At 71.7% G+C, this 22,525-nt stretch carries 14 protein-coding genes; 8 read left to right on the top strand and 6 right to left on the bottom strand.

Annotated features, from left to right (window positions below; genetic code table 11):
- Positions 1–90: 90 nt before the first annotated feature.
- The 6 genes from BLR04_RS23800 (at position 91) to BLR04_RS23775 (ending at position 6,284) form a co-directional block, all read left to right on the top strand.
- The gene (locus tag BLR04_RS23800; protein WP_425413448.1) at positions 91–1,632 is read left to right on the top strand and encodes an SPFH domain-containing protein; all 1,542 of its coding nucleotides are present in this window, start codon (positions 91–93) and stop codon (positions 1,630–1,632) included.
- Positions 1,632–2,873: an SPFH domain-containing protein gene (locus BLR04_RS23795; protein WP_090769194.1), complete on the top strand. Its 1,242-nt coding sequence runs from the start codon at positions 1,632–1,634 to the stop codon at positions 2,871–2,873. Before BLR04_RS23800 ends, BLR04_RS23795 begins: the two co-directional genes overlap by 1 nt.
- 9 nt (positions 2,874–2,882) lie before the next feature.
- Positions 2,883–3,656 carry a sporulation protein gene (locus BLR04_RS23790; protein WP_090769192.1) on the top strand — a complete coding sequence of 258 codons (774 nt, stop codon included), beginning with the start codon at positions 2,883–2,885 and terminating at the stop codon, positions 3,654–3,656.
- A 128-nt stretch (positions 3,657–3,784) separates the two neighbouring features.
- Entirely contained in the window at positions 3,785–4,858 is a 1,074-nt protein-coding gene (locus tag BLR04_RS23785) for a hypothetical protein (protein WP_245740439.1), read from the top strand.
- Positions 4,855–5,472 carry a hypothetical protein gene (locus BLR04_RS23780; RefSeq protein WP_090769190.1) on the top strand — a complete coding sequence of 206 codons (618 nt, stop codon included), beginning with the start codon at positions 4,855–4,857 and terminating at the stop codon, positions 5,470–5,472. The genes BLR04_RS23785 and BLR04_RS23780 overlap by 4 nt, the downstream gene beginning before the upstream one ends.
- 11 nt (positions 5,473–5,483) lie before the next feature.
- A complete protein-coding gene (locus BLR04_RS23775) occupies positions 5,484–6,284 on the top strand; it encodes an inositol monophosphatase family protein (RefSeq protein ID WP_090769189.1) in 801 nt (266 codons plus the stop codon).
- Here BLR04_RS23775 and BLR04_RS23770 read toward each other — a convergent pair whose 3' ends face one another.
- Positions 6,285–7,439 (bottom strand): SLC13 family permease, encoded by a 1,155-nt coding sequence (locus tag BLR04_RS23770; RefSeq protein ID WP_245740438.1) that lies wholly within the window; start codon positions 7,437–7,439, stop codon positions 6,285–6,287.
- 75 nt (positions 7,440–7,514) lie between these two features.
- On the opposite strand from BLR04_RS23770, the gene BLR04_RS23765 reads away from it, so the two are divergent.
- A complete protein-coding gene (locus BLR04_RS23765) occupies positions 7,515–13,088 on the top strand; it encodes a WD40 domain-containing protein (protein ID WP_090769185.1) in 5,574 nt (1,857 codons plus the stop codon).
- 15 nt (positions 13,089–13,103) lie between these two features.
- Here the strand turns inward: BLR04_RS23765 and coaE are convergent, their stop codons facing one another.
- Genes coaE through BLR04_RS23750 form a run of 3 tightly spaced genes read right to left on the bottom strand, consistent with a single transcriptional unit; the run spans position 13,104 to position 15,733 of the window.
- Positions 13,104–13,706, bottom strand: a complete 603-nt coding sequence (gene coaE / locus BLR04_RS23760; protein WP_090769183.1) for a dephospho-CoA kinase — start codon at positions 13,704–13,706, stop codon at positions 13,104–13,106.
- A gap of 16 nt (positions 13,707–13,722) precedes the next feature.
- Complete coding sequence (locus tag BLR04_RS23755; protein ID WP_090769364.1) at positions 13,723–14,190, bottom strand: GNAT family N-acetyltransferase; 468 nt, start codon at positions 14,188–14,190, stop codon at positions 13,723–13,725.
- Positions 14,191–14,206: 16 nt separating this feature from the next.
- On the bottom strand, positions 14,207–15,733 hold the full coding sequence (locus BLR04_RS23750) for an alpha/beta hydrolase (RefSeq protein WP_143022162.1): 1,527 nt from the start codon (positions 15,731–15,733) through the stop codon (positions 14,207–14,209).
- 81 nt (positions 15,734–15,814) lie between these two features.
- On the opposite strand from BLR04_RS23750, the gene BLR04_RS23745 reads away from it, so the two are divergent.
- Positions 15,815–16,843: a hypothetical protein gene (locus tag BLR04_RS23745; RefSeq protein ID WP_090769180.1), complete on the top strand. Its 1,029-nt coding sequence runs from the start codon at positions 15,815–15,817 to the stop codon at positions 16,841–16,843.
- Between the two features lie 550 nt (positions 16,844–17,393).
- On the opposite strand, the gene rpsA is transcribed toward BLR04_RS23745, so the two are convergent.
- A complete protein-coding gene (rpsA, locus tag BLR04_RS23740; RefSeq protein ID WP_090769178.1) occupies positions 17,394–18,878 on the bottom strand; it encodes a 30S ribosomal protein S1 in 1,485 nt (494 codons plus the stop codon).
- Between the two features lie 928 nt (positions 18,879–19,806).
- The gene (gene polA, locus BLR04_RS23735; RefSeq protein WP_090769176.1) at positions 19,807–22,497 is read right to left on the bottom strand and encodes a DNA polymerase I; all 2,691 of its coding nucleotides are present in this window, start codon (positions 22,495–22,497) and stop codon (positions 19,807–19,809) included.
- Positions 22,498–22,525: the final 28 nt, after the last annotated feature.

The raw sequence follows: 22,525 nt of genomic DNA, 5'->3' as shown, positions 1-22,525 counted from the left end.
GGTGGTATGTCGCGACCGAGAGAGGCCCTCATCAGAGCAGGTCAGGGAGTAGCCCAGGCTGTCGCTCAGGGCGGAGACTTACGACAGGCCATGGGACAGGCCGTCGGGCAGGTGGTCGACCAGACCGGCCGGGCAGCAGGCCAGGGGCCGAGCTTCCGGCTCAACCCGCACGACTTCGCCGCCGCGCGTGACTCCGGCGGCTCCGTCGGCACCCTCATCGAGGCCAGGACGGCCTCGCTGGGCGACGCGGGCGAGATCGTCAACCGCAGTTTCGCCGAGGACGGGATGCACGTCATCTCGCCCGTGGTGATCCCCAAGGGCGGCACCGCGAAGGTGCTCGTCCCCCTCGTCATCCTCGTGCTGCTCGGCCTCATCGGCGCGCTCGGGAACATCGTTCCCGGCTCGGAGCTGCTGTTCGGCCCGCACTACTGGGTGGTGCTGGTGCTGGCCGCGGTGTTCCTGTGGTGGCGGCGCAGCGTGGTGATGGTGCCCGAGGGCTGCAAGGCGCTGATCACCCAGTTCGGCAAGCTCGTGCACATCGCCGACCCTGGCCGGGTCACGCTGCTCAACCCGTGGAAGCGGGTCAGCTACATCGTCAACACCACGCGCGAGTACCCGTTCAACGCCCCGATCCGCGAAGCCCCGACCCAGCAGGGCGTCAAGGCGAGCGTCGACCTGTTCCTGCAGTTCCGCATCGAGAACCCGGCGGAGTTCATCTTCGTGCTCGGCTCGGTCAGCGGTTTCCAGTCCAAGCTGCAGAACGCGATCAGCGAGGTCACCCGCTCCCTCATCTACGCCCAGCGCGCCGAGGACATCTACGACCTGGTCGGCGAGAGCACCGTCGGCATGCTCGACTCCCTCAACCAGCAGTTCCTGCCCGCCGTACGGCTCACCGACGTCAACATCACGCACGCCGAGCCGTCCAGCCAGGAGTACCGGATGGACCTCGCCGCGCCCGAGATGGTCCGGGTCGCCAAGGAGGCCTACACCTACGAGTACGAGCTGCAGCTGCGCAAGGAGCAGAACGAGGGCGACCTGGTCAAGGAGCTCGCCGGGCTGCAGGAGACGCTGAGCGCGATCCAGGCCGAGATCGCCGGCTACCAGGCCCGCATGGACACCGCGCTCGAACGCGCCACCCACCAGGCCACCTCGCAGGCCCGCCAGCGGCTGGTCGAGGCCGAGTCCACGGCGAACGCCAACTCCGCGCTCCTGGAGGCGCAGGCCCTCGACATCAGGGCGCTGTCGGCCGCCGAGGCGCCCGAGATCCTCGACTACCGCTTCCAGCAGGACCTGCTCGCCAAGCTCGAGTCGGTGGCCGCCCGGCTGCCGCAGGTCGTCCAGGTCGGCGAGCAGACCGACATCGACTTCCTGGCCCTCGCGCAGCAGCTCGTCGGCGGCAAGGGGGCCGCGCTGTTCTCCGCCGAGGACATGGCCGCCATCTCAGGACGGCTCGACGCGATCGGCGCCCGCGTCCGCGGTCGCGAGGCCGAGATCTCCGCGCTGCTCAGGAAGGCCGCCGTCGACGTGGCCGGCCCGCCGGACGCCCCCGAGCCGGCATCCGACCTCGAACGCACCGTGGAGCGCCTGCTGCCGGGCGGCGCGCACCACGGACACCCTGGGAGTGAGCGCTGATGAGCCGCGAGTTTTCCAAGATCAAGGAGTCGGTGGCCTCCTGGGGCGAGATCCGCCAGCTGCTGCGCGGCGGCGAGCAGGGCCAGCTCGTGCCCGTCGTCATCCCGAAGGACCGGCGCGGCTTCGCGTGGATGGCGCTGGTGTTCCTCGCCCTGTACTTCGCCGGCATGGCCGTCCTGACCGACCTCACCCTCGTCGCGGCGCTCGCCGCGCTGTTCTTCCTCGCCGTGGGGCTCATCACCATGTGGCGCCGGGCGATCATCGAGATCGAGGAGGGCACCACCGGCGTGCGCAGCCGCTGGGGCGCCATCACCGGCACGCTCCCTCCTGGCCGCCACTACCTGTGGCTGCCGTGGGACCGGGTGGACGCCGTCGTCGACACCTCCACCGAGATCCCGTACTCGGCGCCGATCGTGGCCTGCCCGACGGCGGAGAACGTGCCGCTGAAGTCGATCGACTTCTTCCTGAAGTTCCGCATCGTCGACCCGGTGGCGTTCGTGCGCACGATCGGCGCGGGCAACTTCGACCTCGTGCTCTCCAGCGCCGTGCAGGACGCCATCAGGCAGCGCAGCCGCCGGGTCAACACCGAGCGCGCGTACGACCTGCGCGGCTCCGACGTCGGCGACATGCAGGACGCGCTCAACCGTCAGCTCGGCCGCTACGGCGTACGCGTCACCGGCGCCAACATCCCCGACGTCCAGCTCCCCGACCAGTACCAGCAGCACCTCGCCACCCGCGAGAAGGTCGCCAAGGAGCTGTCGGCGTACGAGCGGGAGTGGGAGCTGACGCGCAAGCGGCGCATCGACACCCTCCTGATGGAGATCGAGCGTTCCAAGAAGACCCGCGACGCCCGCGTCGTCGAGGTCAAGGCCGCGCACAACCAGGCCCGCAAGGACGTCGCCCGCATGCTCGAGGAGCAGGAGACCGAGGCGCAGCGGGTGACGTGGGAGATCGAGGCGCGCGGCCGGGCCGAGCTCACCGCCGCCGAGAACGAGGCCAAGGCGCTGCGCCGGCTGGCCGAGTCGTACCGGGACAACCGGGCCGTGCTGCAGTACGAGCTGGCCCGCAGGCGCCTCGACGTCGGCGCCAAACTGGCGGAGAGCGCTCCCCAGCCGCTGATCGTCCGCACCCAGCAGGGGCAGGCCGACTCCGCTCTGTCCACCCTCGTCCTGGCCCAGCTGCTTCCCCGCATCTCGGGCGCGGGGGCCGACCACGTCAACGGTCACTCACCTTCCGCATAGGAGAACCCCATGGTGTTCCGCAAGTTGATGGCCGCGTTCGGCGCGGGCGTCGAGGTCGACACGGTGCTGGCCGCCTCGGGGGCGCGCCCCGGTGACGCGCTGCGCGGCGTCGTCCACTTCCGCGGCGGCAACTCCGACTACAAGGTCGAGGGCATCCACATCGACCTCACCGCCGTGGTCGAGGTCGAGTCGGGCGACAACGAGTACAAGACGACCTACAGCTTCCTGCGCCAGCAGGTCGCGGGGTCGTTCCAGCTCGCCGCGGGCGCCGCGCACCAGCAGCCGTTCGAGATCCAGGTCCCGTGGGAGACGCCGATCAGCGCGATCGCCGGGCACCCGCTGCGCGGCATGAAGCTGGGCGTCCAGACGGAGCTGGCGCTCGCGGGCGCGCTCGACAAGGGCGATCTCGACCCGCTGTTCGTCAGCCCGCTGCCGGCGCAGGAGCACGTGATCGGCGCGCTCGACCGGCTGGGCTTCCGCTTCAAGAAGGCCGACCTCGAACGCGGCACGCTGTACGGCTCGACCATGCCGTTCTTCCAGGAGATCGAGTACTACGCGGGCGGCCGGTGGGGACGCCACTTCAACGAGCTGGAGCTGACGTTCCTCGCAGGTCCCCGGCAGATGGACGTCATCCTGGAGGCCGACAAGCGCGGCGGCTTCCTGTCCTCCAGCCACGACACCTACAACCGCTTCACCGTCCGCTACGACGAGGGACCGAACGCGGCGGACGCCGCCCTGCAACGCGGCCTCGAACAGATGGCCCGCCACCGCGGCTGGTTCTGAGCACGCCCGGCCGCCGCCCGCCGGAGGGCGGCGGCCGGAAGTCTTCCCCGGTCGTGTGCTGGCCGTCACATGGTGCACTCGTTACCATGACGACGGGGACTGACTGATCGTCGGACGGCGGGCGGGCGATGACACGGTTCAAGGCGGTGCTGAAGCTGGCGGCCCCGTGGGCGGCGCGCAACGCCGACGTCGCGATCGCGCTCGTGCTGGCGATCGTGGTGGGCGTGCTCGGCCTCCTGCCCGAAGACATCTTCGGCAAGGACGGCGGCGCCGACGTCCAGAAACAGCTGGTGACCGCCGCGACCCTGGCCGTCCTGGCACTGGTCGCCACGGCGCTGCTGCGCGACCGCGCCCGCCAGGCCCCGGTCGAGCGGGCCATCACCTCCGGCGCGCTGGCCGAGCTGCCCGTACGCCTGCGGCGCCTGGAGGAGATAGAGACGCTCGCCCACAGCACCCGCAGCGCGCTCGACGCGCTGCAGCTCGTCAGGGTGCTCGGCAGCCAGCACGAGATCGCCCAGTGCCACGACGAGGCCCGCAGGGACACCGCGAGGTGGAGTTTCAAGGGCGGCACCGGCACCTACCTGCGCGCGGTCACCCTGCCTTCGTGCGTGGCGGCCGCCCGCCGCGACAAGCGCCACCTCACCGTACGGATCGAGGTCATCGACCCGGCCGACCCCGAGGTGTGCGAGGCCTACGCCCACTACCGCCGCTCGCTGTCCGACGTCCCGGACGGCACCGGCGAGACCTGGACCACCGACCGCGCCAGGAAGGAGTCGTACGCGACGATCCTGGCCGCCTTCTGGTACCGCCAGCGCTACGGCCTGCTCGACATCGCGGTCGTGCTCTCCTCGACGATGACGACGTTCCGCTGGGACATCTCCAGCACCCGCCTCATCATGACGGTCGAAGACCCGAACATGGCGATGACCGCGCTCGCCGGCACGTTCTACTACGAGAACTGCGACACCGAGCTGCGGCTCAGCTTCGAGCAGGCCAGGCGGGTGCCGCTGGAGATGTACAAGAAGGTGCCGCTCGGCGACGAGCCCACCATCGAGGAGGTGCAGGAGCTGTTCGAACGCATCGGCACTCCCCTGCCCAAGTCCTACGACGGTCGCGACGTCGTCGACATCGCCCGCAAGGCGCTGCGCGCCGTCGACCCGTACGGAAAGCAGCTTCCTGACGTGCATCGGGGTGTGTCGTGAGCTATCGCGCCGTCCATGACCGCTTACTCGGGGGCGAGGCCTGGCGGTGGGCGCTGGAGGCGCTGGCGGAGCCGGGCCTGCCCGCCGTCCGTCACCCGCTCGGGTTCGTCTGCCTGCCGCTGGAGCGCGACGGCGGCGACGGGGTGTGCATCCATCTGTGGTCCGATTCGCTCGCGCACGCCGAGAGCACCACCTCGCAGATCCACTGCCACAGCTGGGACCTCGTCAGTCATGTGCTCTACGGGCAGATGCGCAACGTGCACGTGGCCGTCACCGAGGCGGGTCCCGAGGCCACGCACCGGGTGTTCGAGGTGGTCAGCGGGGCCGACGGCGACCGCATCTCGCCCACCCACCGCACCGTCCGGCACGCCACCGAGCTGGTCGAGGTCTTCGGCCCCGGCGACACCTACACCCTGCCGGCCGGCCGGTTCCACAGCAGCGTCGTGCCCGAGGGCGGCGAGGCGGCCACGATCGCGCTCGGCCGGGGCCGTCCGGGCAGCCGCGACCTGTCGCTGGGCCCGCTGGACGGCGCTCCGCACCACGTGTCCAGGCAGCCGCTGGACGCGGAGGAGGCGGCCGCGGCCGTCCGGCTGATCACCGCGCACCTGACCTGAGAGGCACGCCGATGGACCTGGACCACGCGCGCGAGGTCGCCGTCGAGGCCGCCGAGGCGGCGGGCGCGCTGCTGCTGGAGGGCGCCCGCGGCGCCGTGGGCGTCCGCGCCAAGGGCACGGCCGGCGACGTGGTGACCGACCTCGACCTCGCCTCGGAGAAGCTGCTGCTGGAGCGCATCCTGACGGCGTACCCGTCGCACTCGGTGATCGCCGAGGAGTCGGGGCTGGTCGGGGCCGCGGGCGCCGAGTGGACGTGGCTGGTCGACCCGCTCGACGGCACCAACAACGTGGCCATCGGGCTGCCCGCGTACGCGGTGGGCGTGGCGCTGTGCCGCGACGGCCGTCCGGTGCTGGGCGTGGTGCGCGATCCGGTGTCCGCCCGTACGTGGTCGGCCATCCGTGGGCGCGGCGCCGTGGCCTCGCCGGGCGGACGGCTGTCGCCCTCCTACGCGCCCAGCCCGCACGGGCCGCTGCTGGCCTGGATCCAGGGGTACGGCGTGACCCGCGGCGACGCGACCGCCCGCGCGATGAAGGAGGCGCTCGACCTGCACGCGCGGCGGGTGCTGCAGCTGTGGGCGCCGCTGCTGGCGTGGGCGATGCTGGCGCGCGGCGACATCGACGGCATCGTCAGCTACCGCGCCGAGGCGGTCGACCTGCCGGCTGGGGCGCTGCTGGCGCGGGAGGCCGGCATCGAGATCCGCGCGCTCGACGGCGGCCCCTTCGAGGAGTGCTTCGACGCTCCCGCCGAGAGCCGCAGCTTCGTCGCGGCCCATCCACGCGCCCTTCCAGGGCTCTTCGACCTCCTCCCCTAGTCAGCCGAACTGCACGAGCGCCCACACCGTCGTCACCAGGCCCACCGCGGCCAGCCCGGCACCGGTGAGGACGAAGCGGCGCACCGGCACCTTGACGTCGTGGCGGCGGCACGACTCGAACCACAGCAGGGTGGCCAGGGAGGCCCACGGGGTGACGAGCGGGGCCACGTTGGTGCCGACGAGCAGGGCCAGCAGGCGATCCTGGTCGGCGACCGGGATCACGGTCTCGATGGCCTCGAAGGCGGGCAGGTTGTTGATCACGTTGGCCAGGCCGGCGCCGACGGCGGCCGTACGGTAGGGGTCGCCGTCGGCGCCGATCAGCCAGGTCATCAGCGCCGACAGGCCGTTGCCGCTGAGCGTGGGCACCACGAGGAACAGCCCGGTCACGAAGACGACGAGCTGCCACGGGATCAGCCGCCAGGAGAGGCGTTCGCGGGCGCGCAGCAGGAACGCCCCGGCGACGACGACGGCCGCCGCCGTGGCCGCGATCGCGACGTGCAGCCCGAACAGCAGCAGCCCGACGAAGAGCAGGCAGCCCGCCGACGCCGCCCCGAACAGCACGCGGTCGGCCACCGGCCGCAGCACCGGCGGGGTGTAGCGCAGGTCGCGCCGCTCGCCGCGACGCCAGAAGAACACCCACAGGAACGCCATGGTCACCGCGATGGAGACGAGCTGCGGGGCCCACATGCGGGCGGCGAACCCGGTGGCGGTGAGCCCGAGCTCTTTCATGCCGAGGAGGTTCGTCAGGTTGGACACCGGCAGCAGCAGGCTCGCGGTGTTGGCCAGCCAGATGGTGGTCATGGCGAGGGGCAGGGCCGCGATGCCGGAGTTGGCGGCGAGGGCGAGCATGACGGGGGTGAGCAGCACCGCCGTCGTATCCAAGTTCAGAAATATCGTGACAGTCGATGCGAAAAGCGTACAAAGTACGAACAAGGCCACGTAGTTACCGCGCCCGAGCACCGCCATCCGGGCCGCGATGGCGTCGAAGACCTGAGCCTCCTTGGTGAGCTCGGCGACCACGATGATCGCGACCAGGAAGACCAGCAAAGGACCGATCTCGGCGAGACTCTCGACCGCGTCGGCCCAGGGCAGCAGCCCGGTCGCCACGAAGATCAAGCCCAGAATCAGCAACCCGATCCGAATGAGATCGAGCACGCCAAGACGACGCCACACCCGACGATGATCCCACATCCCCTGCCGAACACCGACTCCGCGGGCGATACTGAGCAGATGGCGCGTGACGGCAGGCCCACCGACATCTTCGTCAGCTACTCCCCCGCCGACACGGCGTGGGCCACGTGGATCGCCTGGGAGCTCGAGGCGGCGGGCTACCGGACGATGATCCAGGCCTGGGACTTCGTGCCGGGCACCAACTTCATCGACTTCATGGACCGAGGGGTCAGCGAGGCGCGCATCGTCGTGGCGGTGCTCTCGCGCGCCTACCTCACCTCCCGTTACGGACGGATGGAGTGGCAGGCGGCGTTGCGCGCCGACCCCGACGACCCGGCCAACAAGCTGATCACGATCAGGCTCGAGGACGTCCCCGTCGAGGGCCTGCTGTCCACCATCACCTGGGTCGACCTGCTCGGCGTCACCGACCCTGGCCAGGCCAGGGCCCTGCTGCTGGGCAAGGTCGCCGAGGCGACGGCGGGCCGGGCCAAGCCGGAGGCCGCGCCCGCGTTCCCCGACGGCACGTCGCGGACCGCGACCGCACCGCCCTCGCTGCCCGCGCCCGACCTGCGCGGCCGGGCCAGGCGCGCGCCGGTGACCGCCCCTGCCTTCCCGCCCGCGGCCGGCGACGGCGAGGGACGCACGTCCGTCAGCGTGCTGCACATCGGCGGTCCCCGGTTCGGCCGGGCGCTGCCCGACCCCGGCGAGCCGTTCACGCCCGAGGACATGCAGGCGCGCATCTGGGCAGATCTGACCGGCATGTACGACCGGGGCATGCCGCGTCCCGATCTCATGGTGGTCAGCGGCGACCTGACCGAGTCGGGCACCCTTGGACAGTTCGGGCAGGCCACGCAGTTCGTGACCGACCTGCGCATGCTGATCGGGCTGGAGCCGCACCGGCTGGTGTTAGTACCCGGCCCGCGCGACGTCACCAAACCGGCCGCTGCCGCATATTTCATGACGTGCGAGGCCGACGACGTGACCCCGCAGCCGCCCTACTGGCCCAAGTGGCGGCACTTCGCGAAGTCGTTCGGCGAGGTCTACCAGGGGCTCGACGACCGGTTGTTCGACGCGGCGCAGCCGTGGACCCTGTTCGAGCTGCCCGACCTGCGGGTCGTCGTGGCCGGGTTCAACTCGACGATGGCGATGAGCCACCTCGAACGCGACGCGTACGCGCTGCTCGGCGAGGCGCAGGCGGCCTGGTTCGCCGAGCGGCTGCGGCCGTACGAGGAGCGCGGGTGGCTGCGGCTGGGCGCGCTCGGGCACCCGCCGGGCGGGCTGCGCGACTCCGCCACCTACGGGCGGCTCCTCGCCCACCGGCTCAACGTGCTCTTCCACAGCGGTCACGGGCCCGCGGGCGAGGGCCTGGTCGCCGCGCCGCGCCCCGGACGCCACCACGTCGTGGAGATCACCCCCGACGCCATGCGCACCTGGCTGCCCGACGCGGCCCGTCCCGAGCGCGTACGGTCGCGCTGGCGCGCCGCCCGCACCACCTTCACCGGCGAGGCCCCGCAGGCCGCACCGCCCGCGCAGAAGCCGGAAGAACGTGCGCCGAGCCCCGTCGAGCTGCTGCTCGACCGCGTCACCGAGGTCTGCGAGGCCCGGCACGAACGGGCCAGGATCCGCCGGTTCCCCTCGCATCTCGTGGTGACCCACCCCGAGGACGGGTTCGTCCGCCAGCTCCTGATCGGCGCGCACGCGGGTGAGCTGACGGCTTCCGCCGCTACGGGGTTCGCGCAGCTGGCCCACGCCGCGGGCCTGCCCGCGGAGCTGGTCTACCAGGGGCCGCCCGCCTCCCGCGAGATCCGCGACGACCTCATGCGCAAGGGCGTGCGGCTGCGCAGCTTCACGGAGTTCCAGGGGCTGCTCGACCTGAGCGGCTACGTCGCCGAGCAGACGGCCAGGCTGACGAACGACCGCCGCTACCCGCCCGGGCTGTACGTCCCCCAGCGCTACCGCGAGCTCGACCGGCCCGGCAGCCAGGTCAGGAACGGCCTGACCGACGAGCTGATGCGGCTGCTGGCCACCGACCACGGGCGCTTCCTGCTGCTGCTGGGCGACTTCGGCCACGGCAAGACGTTCGCGCTGCGCGAGCTCGCCCGGCGTATCCCCGCCGAGCTGCCGCATCTGACGCCGATCCTGATCGAGCTGCGCGCCCTCGACAAGGCCCACTCGGTCGACTCCCTCGTGGCGGCGCATCTCGCGGCGCACGGCGAGGAGTTCATCGACCTCAAGGCGTTCCGCTACCTGCTGCGCCAGGGCCGGATCGTGCTGCTGTTCGACGGGTTCGACGAGCTGGTGACCCGGCTGACGTACGACAGGGCGGCCGACCACCTCGCCACGCTGCTGGCCGCCGCCGAGGACAAGGCCAAGATCGTGGTCGCCAGCCGTACCCAGCACTTCAAGTCGCACAGCCAGGTGCTGACCTCGCTGGGTGAGATGGTGGGGGTGCTGCCGCAGCGGCGGGTGCTCGGCGTCGAGAACTTCACCCCCGACCAGATCCGCTCCTACCTGGCCAACCGGTTCGGCGTCGGGAACGAGGCCAGCGCCCGCATGTCGCTCATGGGCGAGATCGAGGACCTCCTGGCCCTGGCCCAGAACCCGCGCATGCTGAGCTTCATCGCCGACCTCGACGCCGACCGCCTGCGTACGGTGGCCAGCGCCCGCCACACCCTCAGCCCGGCCCTGCTGTACGAGGAGATCCTCGGCTCGTGGCTGGCCTTCGAGGAGCGCCGGGCCCGGGTTCCTGGCGCGCTGCCCACGCTGACCACGGACGAGCTGTGGGAGGCGGTGACCGCGCTCGCCGTCCGGCTGTGGGAGAACGGCGAGTCGCTGCTCGGCGTGGAGGAGCTGACCGAGATCGGCGAGACGCTCACCGGACTGGCCGACGGCCGGCTGTCGGCCGCCCACGCCGCCTTCCGTATGGGGTCGGGCAGCCTGCTGGTGCGCACCGAGGAGGGGATGTTCGGGTTCATCCACGCGTCGGTCATGGAGTGGCTGGTCGCCCGGCACATCGCCGCGACCCTCGACGACCCGGTCCTGCTGTCGCGCGGGCCCCTGTCGGCGCTGACCGTGGAGTTCCTGTGCGACCTCGCCGACGTACGCGCCCTGCGGCAGTGGGCGGCCGACCCGCCGGGCGACGACATGTCACGGGCGAACGCGGTCAAGGTCTCGGCGAGATTGCGCACCCCGTCCCACGCCGACCTGCGTGGTGCCAACCTCAAGGGCGAGGACCTGTCGGCTCGCGACCTGCGCGAGGTCGACCTGACCGGCGCCGACCTGACCGACGCCACGCTCGCCGGCACCAACCTGTCGCGCGCCACGCTGCGCGACGCCAGGCTGGTGGGCGCGCGGCTCGACGGCGCCCAGCTCGCCGGGGCCGACCTGCGCGGCGCCGACCTGTCCGGAGCGCGCCTCGCTCGGGTCGACCTCAGCGACGCCGCGCTGGAGGGCGCGCGCTGGCACCGGGCCACGCTGATCGACGTGACGGGCACGCTGCCGCACCTGCCGGGCGCGGCCGTGGTGCCGGGTCAGCCGGTCGAGGTGGAGTTCGCGCCGTCGAGCATGAGCGTCCCGTACGGCTTCCACTTCCAGACCAGCCGCCTGCCTGAACCGATCGCCTACAGCCCCGACGGCGCCACGATCGCGATCGGCAACGAGGACGGCGGCGTGCTGCTGTGCGTCGGCGGCGCGCCCGTCCGCACCCTGCAGGGGCACCGGGGTCGCGTGTACGCCGTCACGTTCGCCGGTGACCTGCTGGCCTCCGGCGCCGCCGACGGCGCCGTGGTGCTGTGGGACGCCCGCACCGGCCGGCGCCTGCACACCCTGCACGGCCACCCCGACGGGGTGTGGCCGGTGCGCTTCGACCGCTCCGGCGAGCTGATCGCGGCGGGCGGGGCCGACGGCGTGGTCCGGGTGTGGGAGACCGCCACGGGGCGGGTCGTCCACGAGCTGGCCGGGCACCGCGCTCCCGTCTACACGGCCTCCTTCGGCCGCTCGGCGCTGGTGACCGGCGACGCGGCGGGGATGGTCCGCGTCTGGGACCTCGGCTCCGGGCAGGTCAAGGAGGTGCTGGACGACCACCGCGGCAGCGTCTACCGCGCCGTGCACAGCCCCGACGGCCGGCTGCTTGCCACCGGCGACGCCGCGGGCACCGTACGGCTCTGGGACACCGCCACCTGGACCCTGCGCCACACGCTGACCGGTCATCTCGGCAGCGTCTACTGCGTGACGTTCGCGCCTGACGGATCGCTGCTCGCGACCGGCGACACCGTGGGCAGCGTACGGCTGTGGGAGCCGTCCGGCGAGGCCCGCGGCGTGCACACCACGCATGCCGCGGCCGTCTACCAGGTCACGTTCAGCCCCGACGGGCAGGTGCTGGCCAGCGGCGACTCGGGCGGCGTCGTACGGATGCAGCGGCTGGGCGAGGGGCAGCGGGTCGAGCTGACGGGCCACCGCAGCTCGGTGTGGCCGTTCGCGTTCAGCCCCGACGGGCAGCAGCTGGCGACGAGCAGCAACGACGGCACCGTACGCCTGTGGGACCCGCGCTCGGGCCAGTGCCAGCGGGTGCTGCGCGGCCACGGGCGGCGCATCTCCTGCGTGCGCTTCAGCGCCGACGGCACGATGCTGGCCACCAGCGGCAACGACGGTGTGGTCCGGCTGTGGGAGCCGCGTACGGCTCGGCATCTGCGCGACCTCCACGGCACCGCCGACCGGCTGATCTCCGCGTGCTTCTCCCCCGCCGGGCCGGTGCTGGCCACGGCCAGCAACGACGGCGGCGTCCACTTCTGGAACGCCGCCACCGGCGAGTACGAGCGCGAGCTGAACGCCGAGACCGACCATGTGTGGGCGGAGGCGTTCAGCCCCGACGGCGACCTGCTGGCCACGGCCAACGACGACGACAGCGTACGGATCTGGTACCGCCCGACCGGGCGGCTCGCGGCCAACCTGGCCGACCACCGCGGCCGGGTGCGCTCGATCGCGTTCAACCCCGACGGCACGTACGTGGCGACCGGCTGCGACGACAAGCTGGTACGCGTGTGGCACGCCGCCTCCGGCGGCCTGGTGGCGACCCTGGAGGGGCACACCGACCGGGTGTACTCGGTGGCCTTCTCCCCTGACGGCCGTCACCTGGCGAGCGCCGGCAACGACGGCAAGGCCCTCGTGTGGGAGCTGCGCACCGGACAGCCGTGGGAGCCGCGGCTGGCGCACACGCTCGACGGGCACGGCGGGCGGCTGTGGAGCGTGGCGTTCGACGCCTCCGGCGAACGCCTCGCGACCGGGGGTGACGACCTGCTGGTGCGCGTATGGGACACCGCCACGGGACGGCTGCGCCACACGCTCTCGGGGCACAGCCGTCGGGTGTGGTCGGTGGCCTTCAGCCCGAACGCCGACCTGCTGGCGAGCGCGGGAGACGACGGCCTGGTGATCCTCTGGGAGGGCGGCTCACGGCAAGCCACCCTGCTCGGCCTGGCCGAGGGGTGGGCCGCCGTGGCGCCTGACGGACGCTACAAGTTGCAGGGCGACCCGGCCGGACAGTTCTGGCACGTGGTCGGCATGACCCGCTTCGAACTCGGCGAACTGGACGCCTACCTCCCCGGCGTCCGCCAGGTCCCCCTCGACTCCCCCTTCTGAGCGCTCACGTGGGCATCACCCCCGGGCGGCGCGTCCGCGCAGGTCCTGCCAGACCTCGTCCACGCGGGCGGCCAGCTCGTCCAGCGTGCCCTCGTTGTCGATCACGATGTCGGCGGCGGCGAGCCGCTTCTCCCGGCTCGCCTGGGCGGCGATGCGCGCCTTGGCGTCGGCCTCGGACATGCCGCGGTGCTCGGCCAGCCGCCTGATGCGCACGTCGTCGGACGCGTCCACGACGATGACCACGTCGTACATCGGCGCCAGGTCGTTCTCCACCAGCAGCGGCACGTCGTACACGAGGATGGCGTCGTCGGGCGCCTGCGCCTGCAGCTCGGCCACCCGCTCCCCCACCAGCGGGTGAACGATCGAGTTGAGCGCCGCCAGCTTCTCGGGGTCGGCGAAGACGATCGAGCCGAGCTTCGGCCGGTCGAGCGAGCCGTCAGGCCGCAGCACCTCGTCGCCGAACACGGCCACCACGCGGGCCAGCCCAGGCGTGCCCGGCTCCACCACCTCACGCGCGATCGCGTCGGCGTCGACCACCACCGCGCCCTTGGCCGACAACCGCCCGGACACCTCGCTCTTGCCCGACCCGATGCCACCGGTCAGCCCAATCTTCAGCACCCGAGCAGCCTATCCGTCACACCGTCGGCGATTCAGCCGGGTTCATCCGCAGATGTACGAGAGTCAGGTGGTCGTCCATCCGTTCTCGGCGGGTCTCGCGGTAGCCCAGCCGCCGGTACAGCCGCAGATTGCCGCCGGACAGGTGGCCGGTGAACAGGTCGAACGCGGTCGCCTCCGGCAACTGCTCGTGCAGCGCGGTGAGCAGGGCCGTGCCCACCCCCTGCCCCTGACGGTCGGGCGCCACGACCAGCCGGCCCACCCGGCACGTCGTTCCGGAAACCCGGCCGCGCACCGCGCCCACGATGCGGGCGCCGTCGAGCGCCTTCAGCACGACCGCGTCCTCGACGACCTTGCGGATCTGTTCCAGCGACTCGACGAGGGGCGGGACGAACGGGTCTCCGTACAGCTGGGCCTCGCTGACGTACGCGGCCCGCTGCAGGGTGAGGATCTCGCCCGCGTCGGCCGCGACGGCCCGTTCGATCACCACCGCCGCAGCCTATCTAGGGCTCTGCGACCTCGGCCAGCTCTCCCGGGCAGAAGGTACGCGGCTTGGGCCGTACGCCGTTCACCAGGAAGTCGTGCACGTGGGTGCGCAGGCAGGCGGCCCGCAGCTTCGCGGCCCCCTGCAGCAGGTAGGCGTCGTGGCCGTCGCCGTGCCGCAGCACCGTCGCGCCGGGGATGCTCGCTGCCACGCGCTGGGAGCCGCCGGCCGGGCTGACGCTGTCGAGCCGTCCGATGCCGACCAGCACCGACGCGCCCTTGGGCAGGCGCGACACCGCGAAGGGCCGAATGGCGCCCGGCCCCGGCAGCCCGAGGCACCGGGCGACCTCCTCACGACCTGCGAGCCACCCGACCCGTGGCGCAACGGCCCGCAGCCGCTTCTCCATCTCGAGAAACACCCGATAGTCGGGTACGGCGGCCGCGAACTCCCCGCACCTCGCCGCCCGCGTCACCACCCCACCCACACCAGGAACCGGCTCCGGCCCCACCGCGCCCAACCGTGTCGCGCTCGACCCCGCCTCGTCCGGTCCCGTCGCGCCCGGCCACAGCGGGGGTGGCGCTTCCTGGGTCGGCAGCGCCGCCGGCCGCACCGGGACGGCCGTCAGGGCGGACAGGGCGCCGGCGTCGCCCTGCTCGGCCTGGGACAGGGCCCGGGCCAGCTCGGGCCAGCGCTGCGGGTCGAGCCCGGCATACACGGCGGCGGCCACCCCGCGCGCGTCCAGCCTTCGACCGGGCCCGGCGGGCAGGGGCGCCCGCTCGTAGAGGTCGTCGAGCACCCGGAAGGCGTCGTCGTCGAGAGGGCACCCGAGGCGGTCACGGCACCAGTCGCGGAAGTACGCGAGCCGCCGCTCCGCCGCGTGCGCGCGGTCCGCCATCCGCCGTTCCGGAGAAGCCTCGCCGACGTCGGGGACGCCCTCCAGGTACATCCGCTCCACCCTGCGGGGGAACCGCTCCAGGTACGCCTGCCCGTACACCCCGCCGTCGCCGCTGCCGAAGTACCGCAGCCGCTGCTCACCCAGCGCCGCCCGCAGGGCGTCGAGGTCGTACGCCGCCTGCCGGACCGTCAGGCCGCCGTAGGCGGGCCCGGCGGCGATCCGGCAGCTCCTGCCGTACGCGGCGTTCTTACGGGCGTAGGAACGCCATGAGGCCCGCCGAGAGGTGAGCTGGAGAAGCCGCGGGTCGGGCGGCGGCACCGAACACCGGACCGCCCCACCGCCGCCCCGCTCCCCGACACCGCGCGGCTCCATCAGCACGACGTCGAACCACCGGGTGAGCTCCTCCACGGTGTCGGGCCGCGCCCGCACGTCCTGGACGGTGGACGCCGCCCCGGTGTTGACGACGAGCGCGCCGAGGCTGCGGTAGGGGTCACGGGCGGGCATCCGTGCCAGATTCACCTCGGTACGGATCCCGCCCGGCCGTCCCCAGTCGACGGGCACGGACAACGTCCCGCACTGCAGCCCGTCACCGCAGTCCCGCCACAGCACCCCACTTCGCCCCTGCACCACCGCGCTGGGCCCACGCGACACCGCCCCGTCCCCCAGCAGCCCCCCGACAACAGCCCCAGTACCGTCGGAATCGGCGCGACCCTCTTCCCCGCCAGGACCGCCATGCCCCCGAATGTCACCCAGGCCGGCGAAGCCGCTCTCAGTACGGCCGTCCGCACCGGCCCCATCCAGACCACGGGCATCAACAGCGGTGACAGCCCCATCGACATCACGGCCACCGACACCGGACTCGCCGCCACCGGCATCGCGTCCGACACCGACCTCGGCTCCACCATCATGAGGGACCTCAGCGCGACCGACCGCACCCAAACGAACACGAGCGTCAATGCCACCCAAGGCACCGCCGCCGACATCAGTGGCGACACCAGGGTTCATGCCGTGGCCACCGGCACCGCCGCCACCCTCGCCACTTCCCGCAGCGCCTCGCCCGGTGTCCTCAGCTTCTGTTGGATCGGCCCCGGTGACGAAAGCGCCGGCGCCCTCACGCCCGAGCGGCAGCCCGGTACCACCCTCAGCCCCCTCACGCCCGAGGAGCCACCCGGCACCACCACCCTCACGCCCGGGGAGCCCGGCACCACCACCAGCGCCCTCACGCCCGAAGAGCTGCCCGGCACCACCACCTTCACGCCCGGAGAGCCCGGCACCACCACCAGCGCCCTCACGCCCGAAGAACTGCCCGCCACCACCACCCTCACGCCCGGAGAGCCCGGCACCGCCACCAGCGCCCCCTCGCCCGAAGAGCCATCCGGAGCCGCCATCAACGCCCTCACGCGGAGGCTGCCCGGCGCCGTCGCCGGAACCCCCGGATCCCAGGAGCAACCCACCACTGGCACCAGCACCCGTCGGGGCCTCCGTCGTGGGCGTGCTCAAGGGCCTGCGGGGCTCAGCGGCCGCACCGGACCTCCCCGTGCCCGCGACACTGCCGTCCCGGGCTCGCGGCTCGTCGGACGACGCCCGGTCCACCCCGGCGCGCCTCCCTTCCGGCCTCGCGCCCCGGCCGCCGTGGACGCCCGTTCCTGGCCGCTCGTCCACTCGGCCCACGACCGTCCAGCCCGGAGCGACGACGGGCGCGCCGAAGCCGAGCTCAGGTACGGCGGAGCGGAGCCCGTGCCACCCCGGTGCGCGCCCTGACGGGGGCGGGGGTGGCGGCGCCGCCTCCGCGGCACGCACACCATGGACGGACGCGGCGAGCACGGCCGTGAGGGCGGCCGTCGCCGGAATGACCCGCTGAACCATCGTCACTACATCGCCCCTGGGAGTCGCTACCGGCAGCGCCGCGGGCAAGTCTTCCAAGGGCTTCCTGCGCAGGTCACAGAGTTGCAAAGACCCTCACGTAAAACTTTCGTCCGCGACGGCGAATCGCCCGGGAAAACCACGAATGCGACCCACCACCCACCCCCGCCCCATGATCAACCGCTCCCCGACACCGCCCGCGCAGAACCCGACGGCCAACCACCCGACGCGCCGGCAGCCCATCGCTGGGCCGACAGATCCACACACCGATGAGACAACAGACGTCGCCCCCACAACCGGTAGCGATCACGAGGACTCCCAGGCCCCGGAGCGTCTTGCGTCCACGCCGCGTGCGAAGCACCCGGAGCATGCGGAAAGGCCCCGCACGGGGTGTCCGTGCGGGGCCTTTCCGGTGGAACTGCGCCTCAGGCGATCATGAGCTAGGAGCTCAGCTCTGGCCGCCCGCGAGCTTCTCACGAAGGGCCGCGAGCGCCTCGTCAGAGGCGAGCGCGCCGCTGGCCGGAGCCGACGAGGAGGAGCCGCCCTGCTGGGGCTGCGTCTCGCCGCTGTAGGACGAGGGAGCGGCCTCGCCGGCCTCCGCCTCGGCCTTGCGGGCCTCCTCGATCTGCTTGCGGTGCGCCTCGTAGCGCTGCTGGGCCTCGGCGTACTGCCGCTCCCACTCCTCGCGCTGCTTGTCGAAGCCCTCGAGCCACTCACCCGTCTCAGAGTCGAAGCCCTCGGGGTAGATGTAGTTGCCCTGGTCGTCGTACGTGGCCGCCATGCCGTACAGCGTCGGGTCGAACTCGACCTCGGTGCCGACGCCCTCGTTGGCCTGCTTCAGCGAGAGGCTGATGCGACGACGGTCGAGGTCGATGTCGATGATCTTGACGAAGATCTCGTCGCCGACCTGGACGACCTGCTCCGGGATCTCGACGTGGCGCTCGGCCAGCTCGGAGATGTGGACCAGGCCCTCGATGCCCTCCTCGACCCGGACGAACGCACCGAACGGCACCAGCTTGGTGACGCGGCCCGGCACGACCTGGCCGATCTGGTGGGTACGGGCGAACTGCTGCCACGGGTCTTCCTGCGTGGCCTTGAGCGACAGGGAGACGCGCTCGCGCTCCATGTCGACGTCGAGGACCTCGACCGTGACCTCCTGGCCGACCTCGACAACCTCGGACGGGTGGTCGATGTGCTTCCAGGAAAGCTCGGACACGTGGACCAGGCCGTCGACCCCACCGAGGTCGACGAAGGCGCCGAAGTTGACGATCGAGGAGACGACGCCCTTGCGGACCTGACCCTTCTGCAGGGTGTTGAGGAACGTCTGGCGAACCTCGGACTGCGTCTGCTCGAGCCAGGCGCGGCGCGACAGAACCACGTTGTTGCGGTTCTTGTCGAGCTCGATGATCTTCGCCTCGAGCTCGCGGCCGACATACGGCTGCAGGTCGCGGACGCGGCGCATCTCCACCAGGGACGCCGGCAGGAAGCCGCGGAGGCCGATGTCGAGGATGAGACCACCCTTGACGACCTCGATGACGGTACCGGTGACGATGCCGTCCTCGTCCTTGATCTTCTCGATCGTGCCCCAGGCGCGCTCGTACTGAGCACGCTTCTTGGACAGGATCAGGCGGCCCTCTTTGTCCTCCTTCTGGAGAACAAGGGCTTCGACGTGCTCCCCGACCTCCACGACGTCAGCGGGATCGACATCGTGCTTGATGGAAAGCTCGCGCGAGGGGATGACACCCTCGGTCTTGTAGCCGATATCGAGAAGAACCTCGTCTCGATCGACCTTGACGACGGTGCCCTCGACGATGTCGCCGTCGTTGAAGTACTTGATGGTCTCGTCGATCGCCGCGAGGAAGGCTTCCTCGGACCCGATGTCGTTGACCGCTACCTGCGGGGTGCTCGAGGTGGCCTCAGTGCTGGACGTCATGTGTGGAATTGCTCCGAACGCGGACAGGATGTCGATGTGGCGGATGCGCGGCAGGCCCTCTTCCGCATCAAGCCGAGGAGTTACGACATCGACGTGACCGAGCGCGAGCCCGCTCCGTCTGAGGCGCGCGCGAGCCCACAGCGCAGCGATCAGCATATGAGACGATCGCCCTGCGGTCAATCTGGATAACATCCAGCCGCCGACCGCCCAGGGCCCGTGCTTGACGATGATATTACCTCGTGACCTCTCCAGCACCGCTAATCACCCACGCCGCAGACCCTCACACCCTGACCATCGAATCAGCATGAGCCCCACACATCACCCTTCCCTCACGCCGCCCCAAGCCCACGCCCCACCCCGACGAGCCCCACCCACCCAGACACACCCACGCACCGAGCGGGTTGAAGGACAGGATGCGAGTGGGCCGCACAGCGGACTACGGGCGAGCCGGGCGGCGGGTGATGTGGATAGGCCAGGCGGCGGACTACGAGTGGGCCGGGCGGCGGGTGATGTGAATGGGCCGGACAGCGGGCTACAGGCGAGCCGGACAGCCGGCGATGTGGGTGGGCCGGGCGGCGCGGTAGGCCGGGCAGCGGGTGGTGTGGGTGGGCCAGGCGGTGGCGGCGCCCAGTAGGGCTGGGGACGGCCCGCGCGACACGCTGGTGCGTCCGGTCGGTGGGGCGGGGCCGACGAGCAAAGCGACAAGCAGTGCGACGAGCAGAGTGACGAGCCGACACCCACGATGGCGCCACCGCGAAAGCCGCAGTCGAGCGCCCCAGCCCCAGCCCCAGCAAGGCGCCGGCCGCCTCTCCCCCTGCGACGACCTCCCGCGGGGACCGGTACGCGGCCTCCCGCGGGGGAACCGGTACACGGCGGAGACCCAGGGCGTTCGTCTACGCCATGAGCCTCCGCCGCATAGGTGGCCGCGTCAGTGGCCGGCGTCCTCCCACGTGCGTCCGATGCCCACCGAGACCTCCAGCGGCACGCGCAGCTGGTAGGCCGCGCCCATCTGGTCGCGTACGAGCTGCTCGAGCCGCTCCAGCTCGCCGGGCGCCACCTCGAACACCAGCTCGTCGTGGACCTGCAGCAGCATCCGCGACACCAGCCCCTCCTCGGCCAGCGCGCGCCGGACGTTGAGCATGGCCACCTTGATGATGTCGGCGGCCGAGCCCTGGATCGGCGCGTTCAGCGCCATGCGCTCGGCCATCTCGCGACGCTGGCGGTTGTCGCTGGTGAGGTCGGGTAGGTAGCGGCGACGGCCCATGATCGTCTCGGTGTAGCCGTCGGCGCGGGCCTGGGCGACGATGGCCTGCAGGAAGTCGCGTACGCCGCCGAACTCCTGGAAGTACTCCTCCTTCAGCGCCCGCGCCTCGGCCACCGGGATGTTCAGCTGCCCGGACAGCCCGAAGTCGGACAGGCCGTAGGCCAGGCCGTAGTTCATCGCCTTGATGCGCGCCCGCAGCTCGCTGTCGATATGCTCGGGCGGCAGGCTGAACACCCGCGCCGCGGTGGCCTGGTGGAAGTCGTGGCCTGAGGCGAAGGCGTCGATCAACGACTCGTCGCCCGACAGGTGGGCCATGATCCGGAGTTCGATCTGGCTGTAGTCGGCGGTCAGCAGCGTCTCGTAGCCCTCGCCGACCACGAAGCCCTGCCGGATGCGGCGGCCCTCGGCGGTGCGGATCGGGATGTTCTGCAGGTTGGGCTTCTCCGACGACAGCCGGCCCGTGGCGGCGATGATCTGGTTGAACGTCGTGTGGATGCGCCCGTCGTCGGCGATCTCCTTGATCAGGCCCTCGACCGTGGTGCGCAGCTTCTGCTGGTCGCGGTGGCGGAGCATGATCGTGGGGAGTTCGTGCTCGGTCTGGGTGGCGAGCCAGGCGAGCTGGTCGGCGTCGGTGCTGTAGCCGGTCTTGATCTTCTTGGTCTTGGGCAGGTTGAGCCGGCTGAACAAGATCTCCTGCAGTTGCTTAGGCGAGCCCAGGTTGAACTGCTCGCCGACCGACCGGTGGGCCTCTTCGACGGCCTGCTTGACCGCCGCCCCGAACTCGGCCTCCAGCCCGGTGAGGTATTCGCTGTCGACGGCGATGCCGGCCCGCTCCATCTCGGCCAGCACCGACAGCAGCGGCAGCTCGACGTCGCTGAGCAGCTGGGTGCCGCCGCGCCCGGCGAGGAAGGTCTCGAGGGCCTCGGCCAGCTCGCGTACGGCGTGGGCGCGCAGCGCGAGGTCTTTCGCCGGGGCGTCCTCGTCGTCGCCGAAGAGCGCGGCCTGCCCGTTGGGCTCCTCCTCGGCGCGCAGGTCGCGCTGGAGGTAGCGCCTGGCGAGATCTTCGAGGGCGAACGTGCGCTGGCCCGGCATGGCGAGGTAGGCGGCCAGCGCGGTGTCGCAGCCCAGGCCGCGCAGCTCCATGCCCTGCGCCCACAGCGCCAGCATCGGCCCCTTGGCGTCGTGGACGGCCTTGGGCTTGGTGTCGTCGCCGAGCCAGGCCCGCAGCGCCACCTCGTCGGCCTCGGTGAGCTTGACCGGGTCGATGTGGGCGGCCGTGCCGTCGGGCGAGGCGATGGCGAGGGCCTCGATGCGGCCCGAGCCGCTGCCGTAGACGCCCTTGAAGGCGAGCCCGGCCCGGCCCTCGGGCAGCGCGGCCAGCCAGCCGGCGACCCGGTCGGGGCCGAGCAGCACGGTCTCGACCTCGAAGCCCTGGTCGGGCTCCTGCTCGCCGGTGCCGAGCACCTTGAACACCCGCTCACGCAGCTCGCCGCGGATCTGCAGGGTGTCGAACAGCTTGTTGACCTCTTCGCGATCCCACGTGCCCTGCCGCAGGTCTTCGAGCTCGGCCTCGACCGCGACGTCGCGCAGCAGCTCGGTGAGCCGGCGGTTCATCAGCACCTGGGCGACGTGCTCGCGCAGCTTGTCGCCGACCTTGCCCTTGACCTCGTCGACCCGGTCGACGAGGGCGGTCAGCGAGCCGTATTCGCGCACCCACTTGGCGGCGGTCTTCTCCCCCACGCCGGGGATGCTCAGCAGGTTGTCGCTGGGGTCGCCGCGCAGGGCGGCGAAGTCGGGGTACTGCTCGGGGGTGAGACCGTACTTCTCCTGGACGGCATCGGGCGTGAAACGGGTCATGTCGCTGATGCCGCGCCGGGTCATCAGGACGGTGATGTTCTCGTTGACCAACTGCAGGGCGTCGCGGTCGCCGGTGACGATCAGCACGCTCATGCCCTCGGCGGCGGCGCGGGTGGCGAGCGTGGCGATGACGTCGTCGGCCTCGAAGCCTGCCTTGGACAGGTGCGGGATCCGCAGGATGTCGAGCAGCTCGTAGATGAGCTGCATCTGGCCGCGGAAGTCTTCCGGCGTCTCGCTGCGGTTGGCCTTGTAGTCGGCGTACTCCTCGTGGCGGAACGTCGGCTCGGACCGGTCGAAGGCGACCGCCACGTGGGTCGGCTGCTCGTCGCGCAGGACGTTGGTCAGCATCGACGTGAACCCGTAGACCGCCTCGGTGTGCTGACCGTCGGAGGTCATCAGGTTGGCGTCTTTCAGCGCGTAAAAGGCGCGGTAGGCCAGCGAATGCCCGTCGAGCAGCAACAGGCATGGGCGGTTGGGGGTCACTTCACTCTTCGGCACACCCGCAGCCTAGTCTGCCTGTCCGACA

The sequence above is a fragment of the Nonomuraea maritima genome (genome assembly GCF_900100395.1).
Taxonomy (GTDB): Bacteria; Actinomycetota; Actinomycetes; order Streptosporangiales; family Streptosporangiaceae; genus Nonomuraea; species Nonomuraea maritima.
Note: the sequence above shows the minus strand (reverse complement) of the source record. Positions and strands in the feature narration are given on the sequence as shown.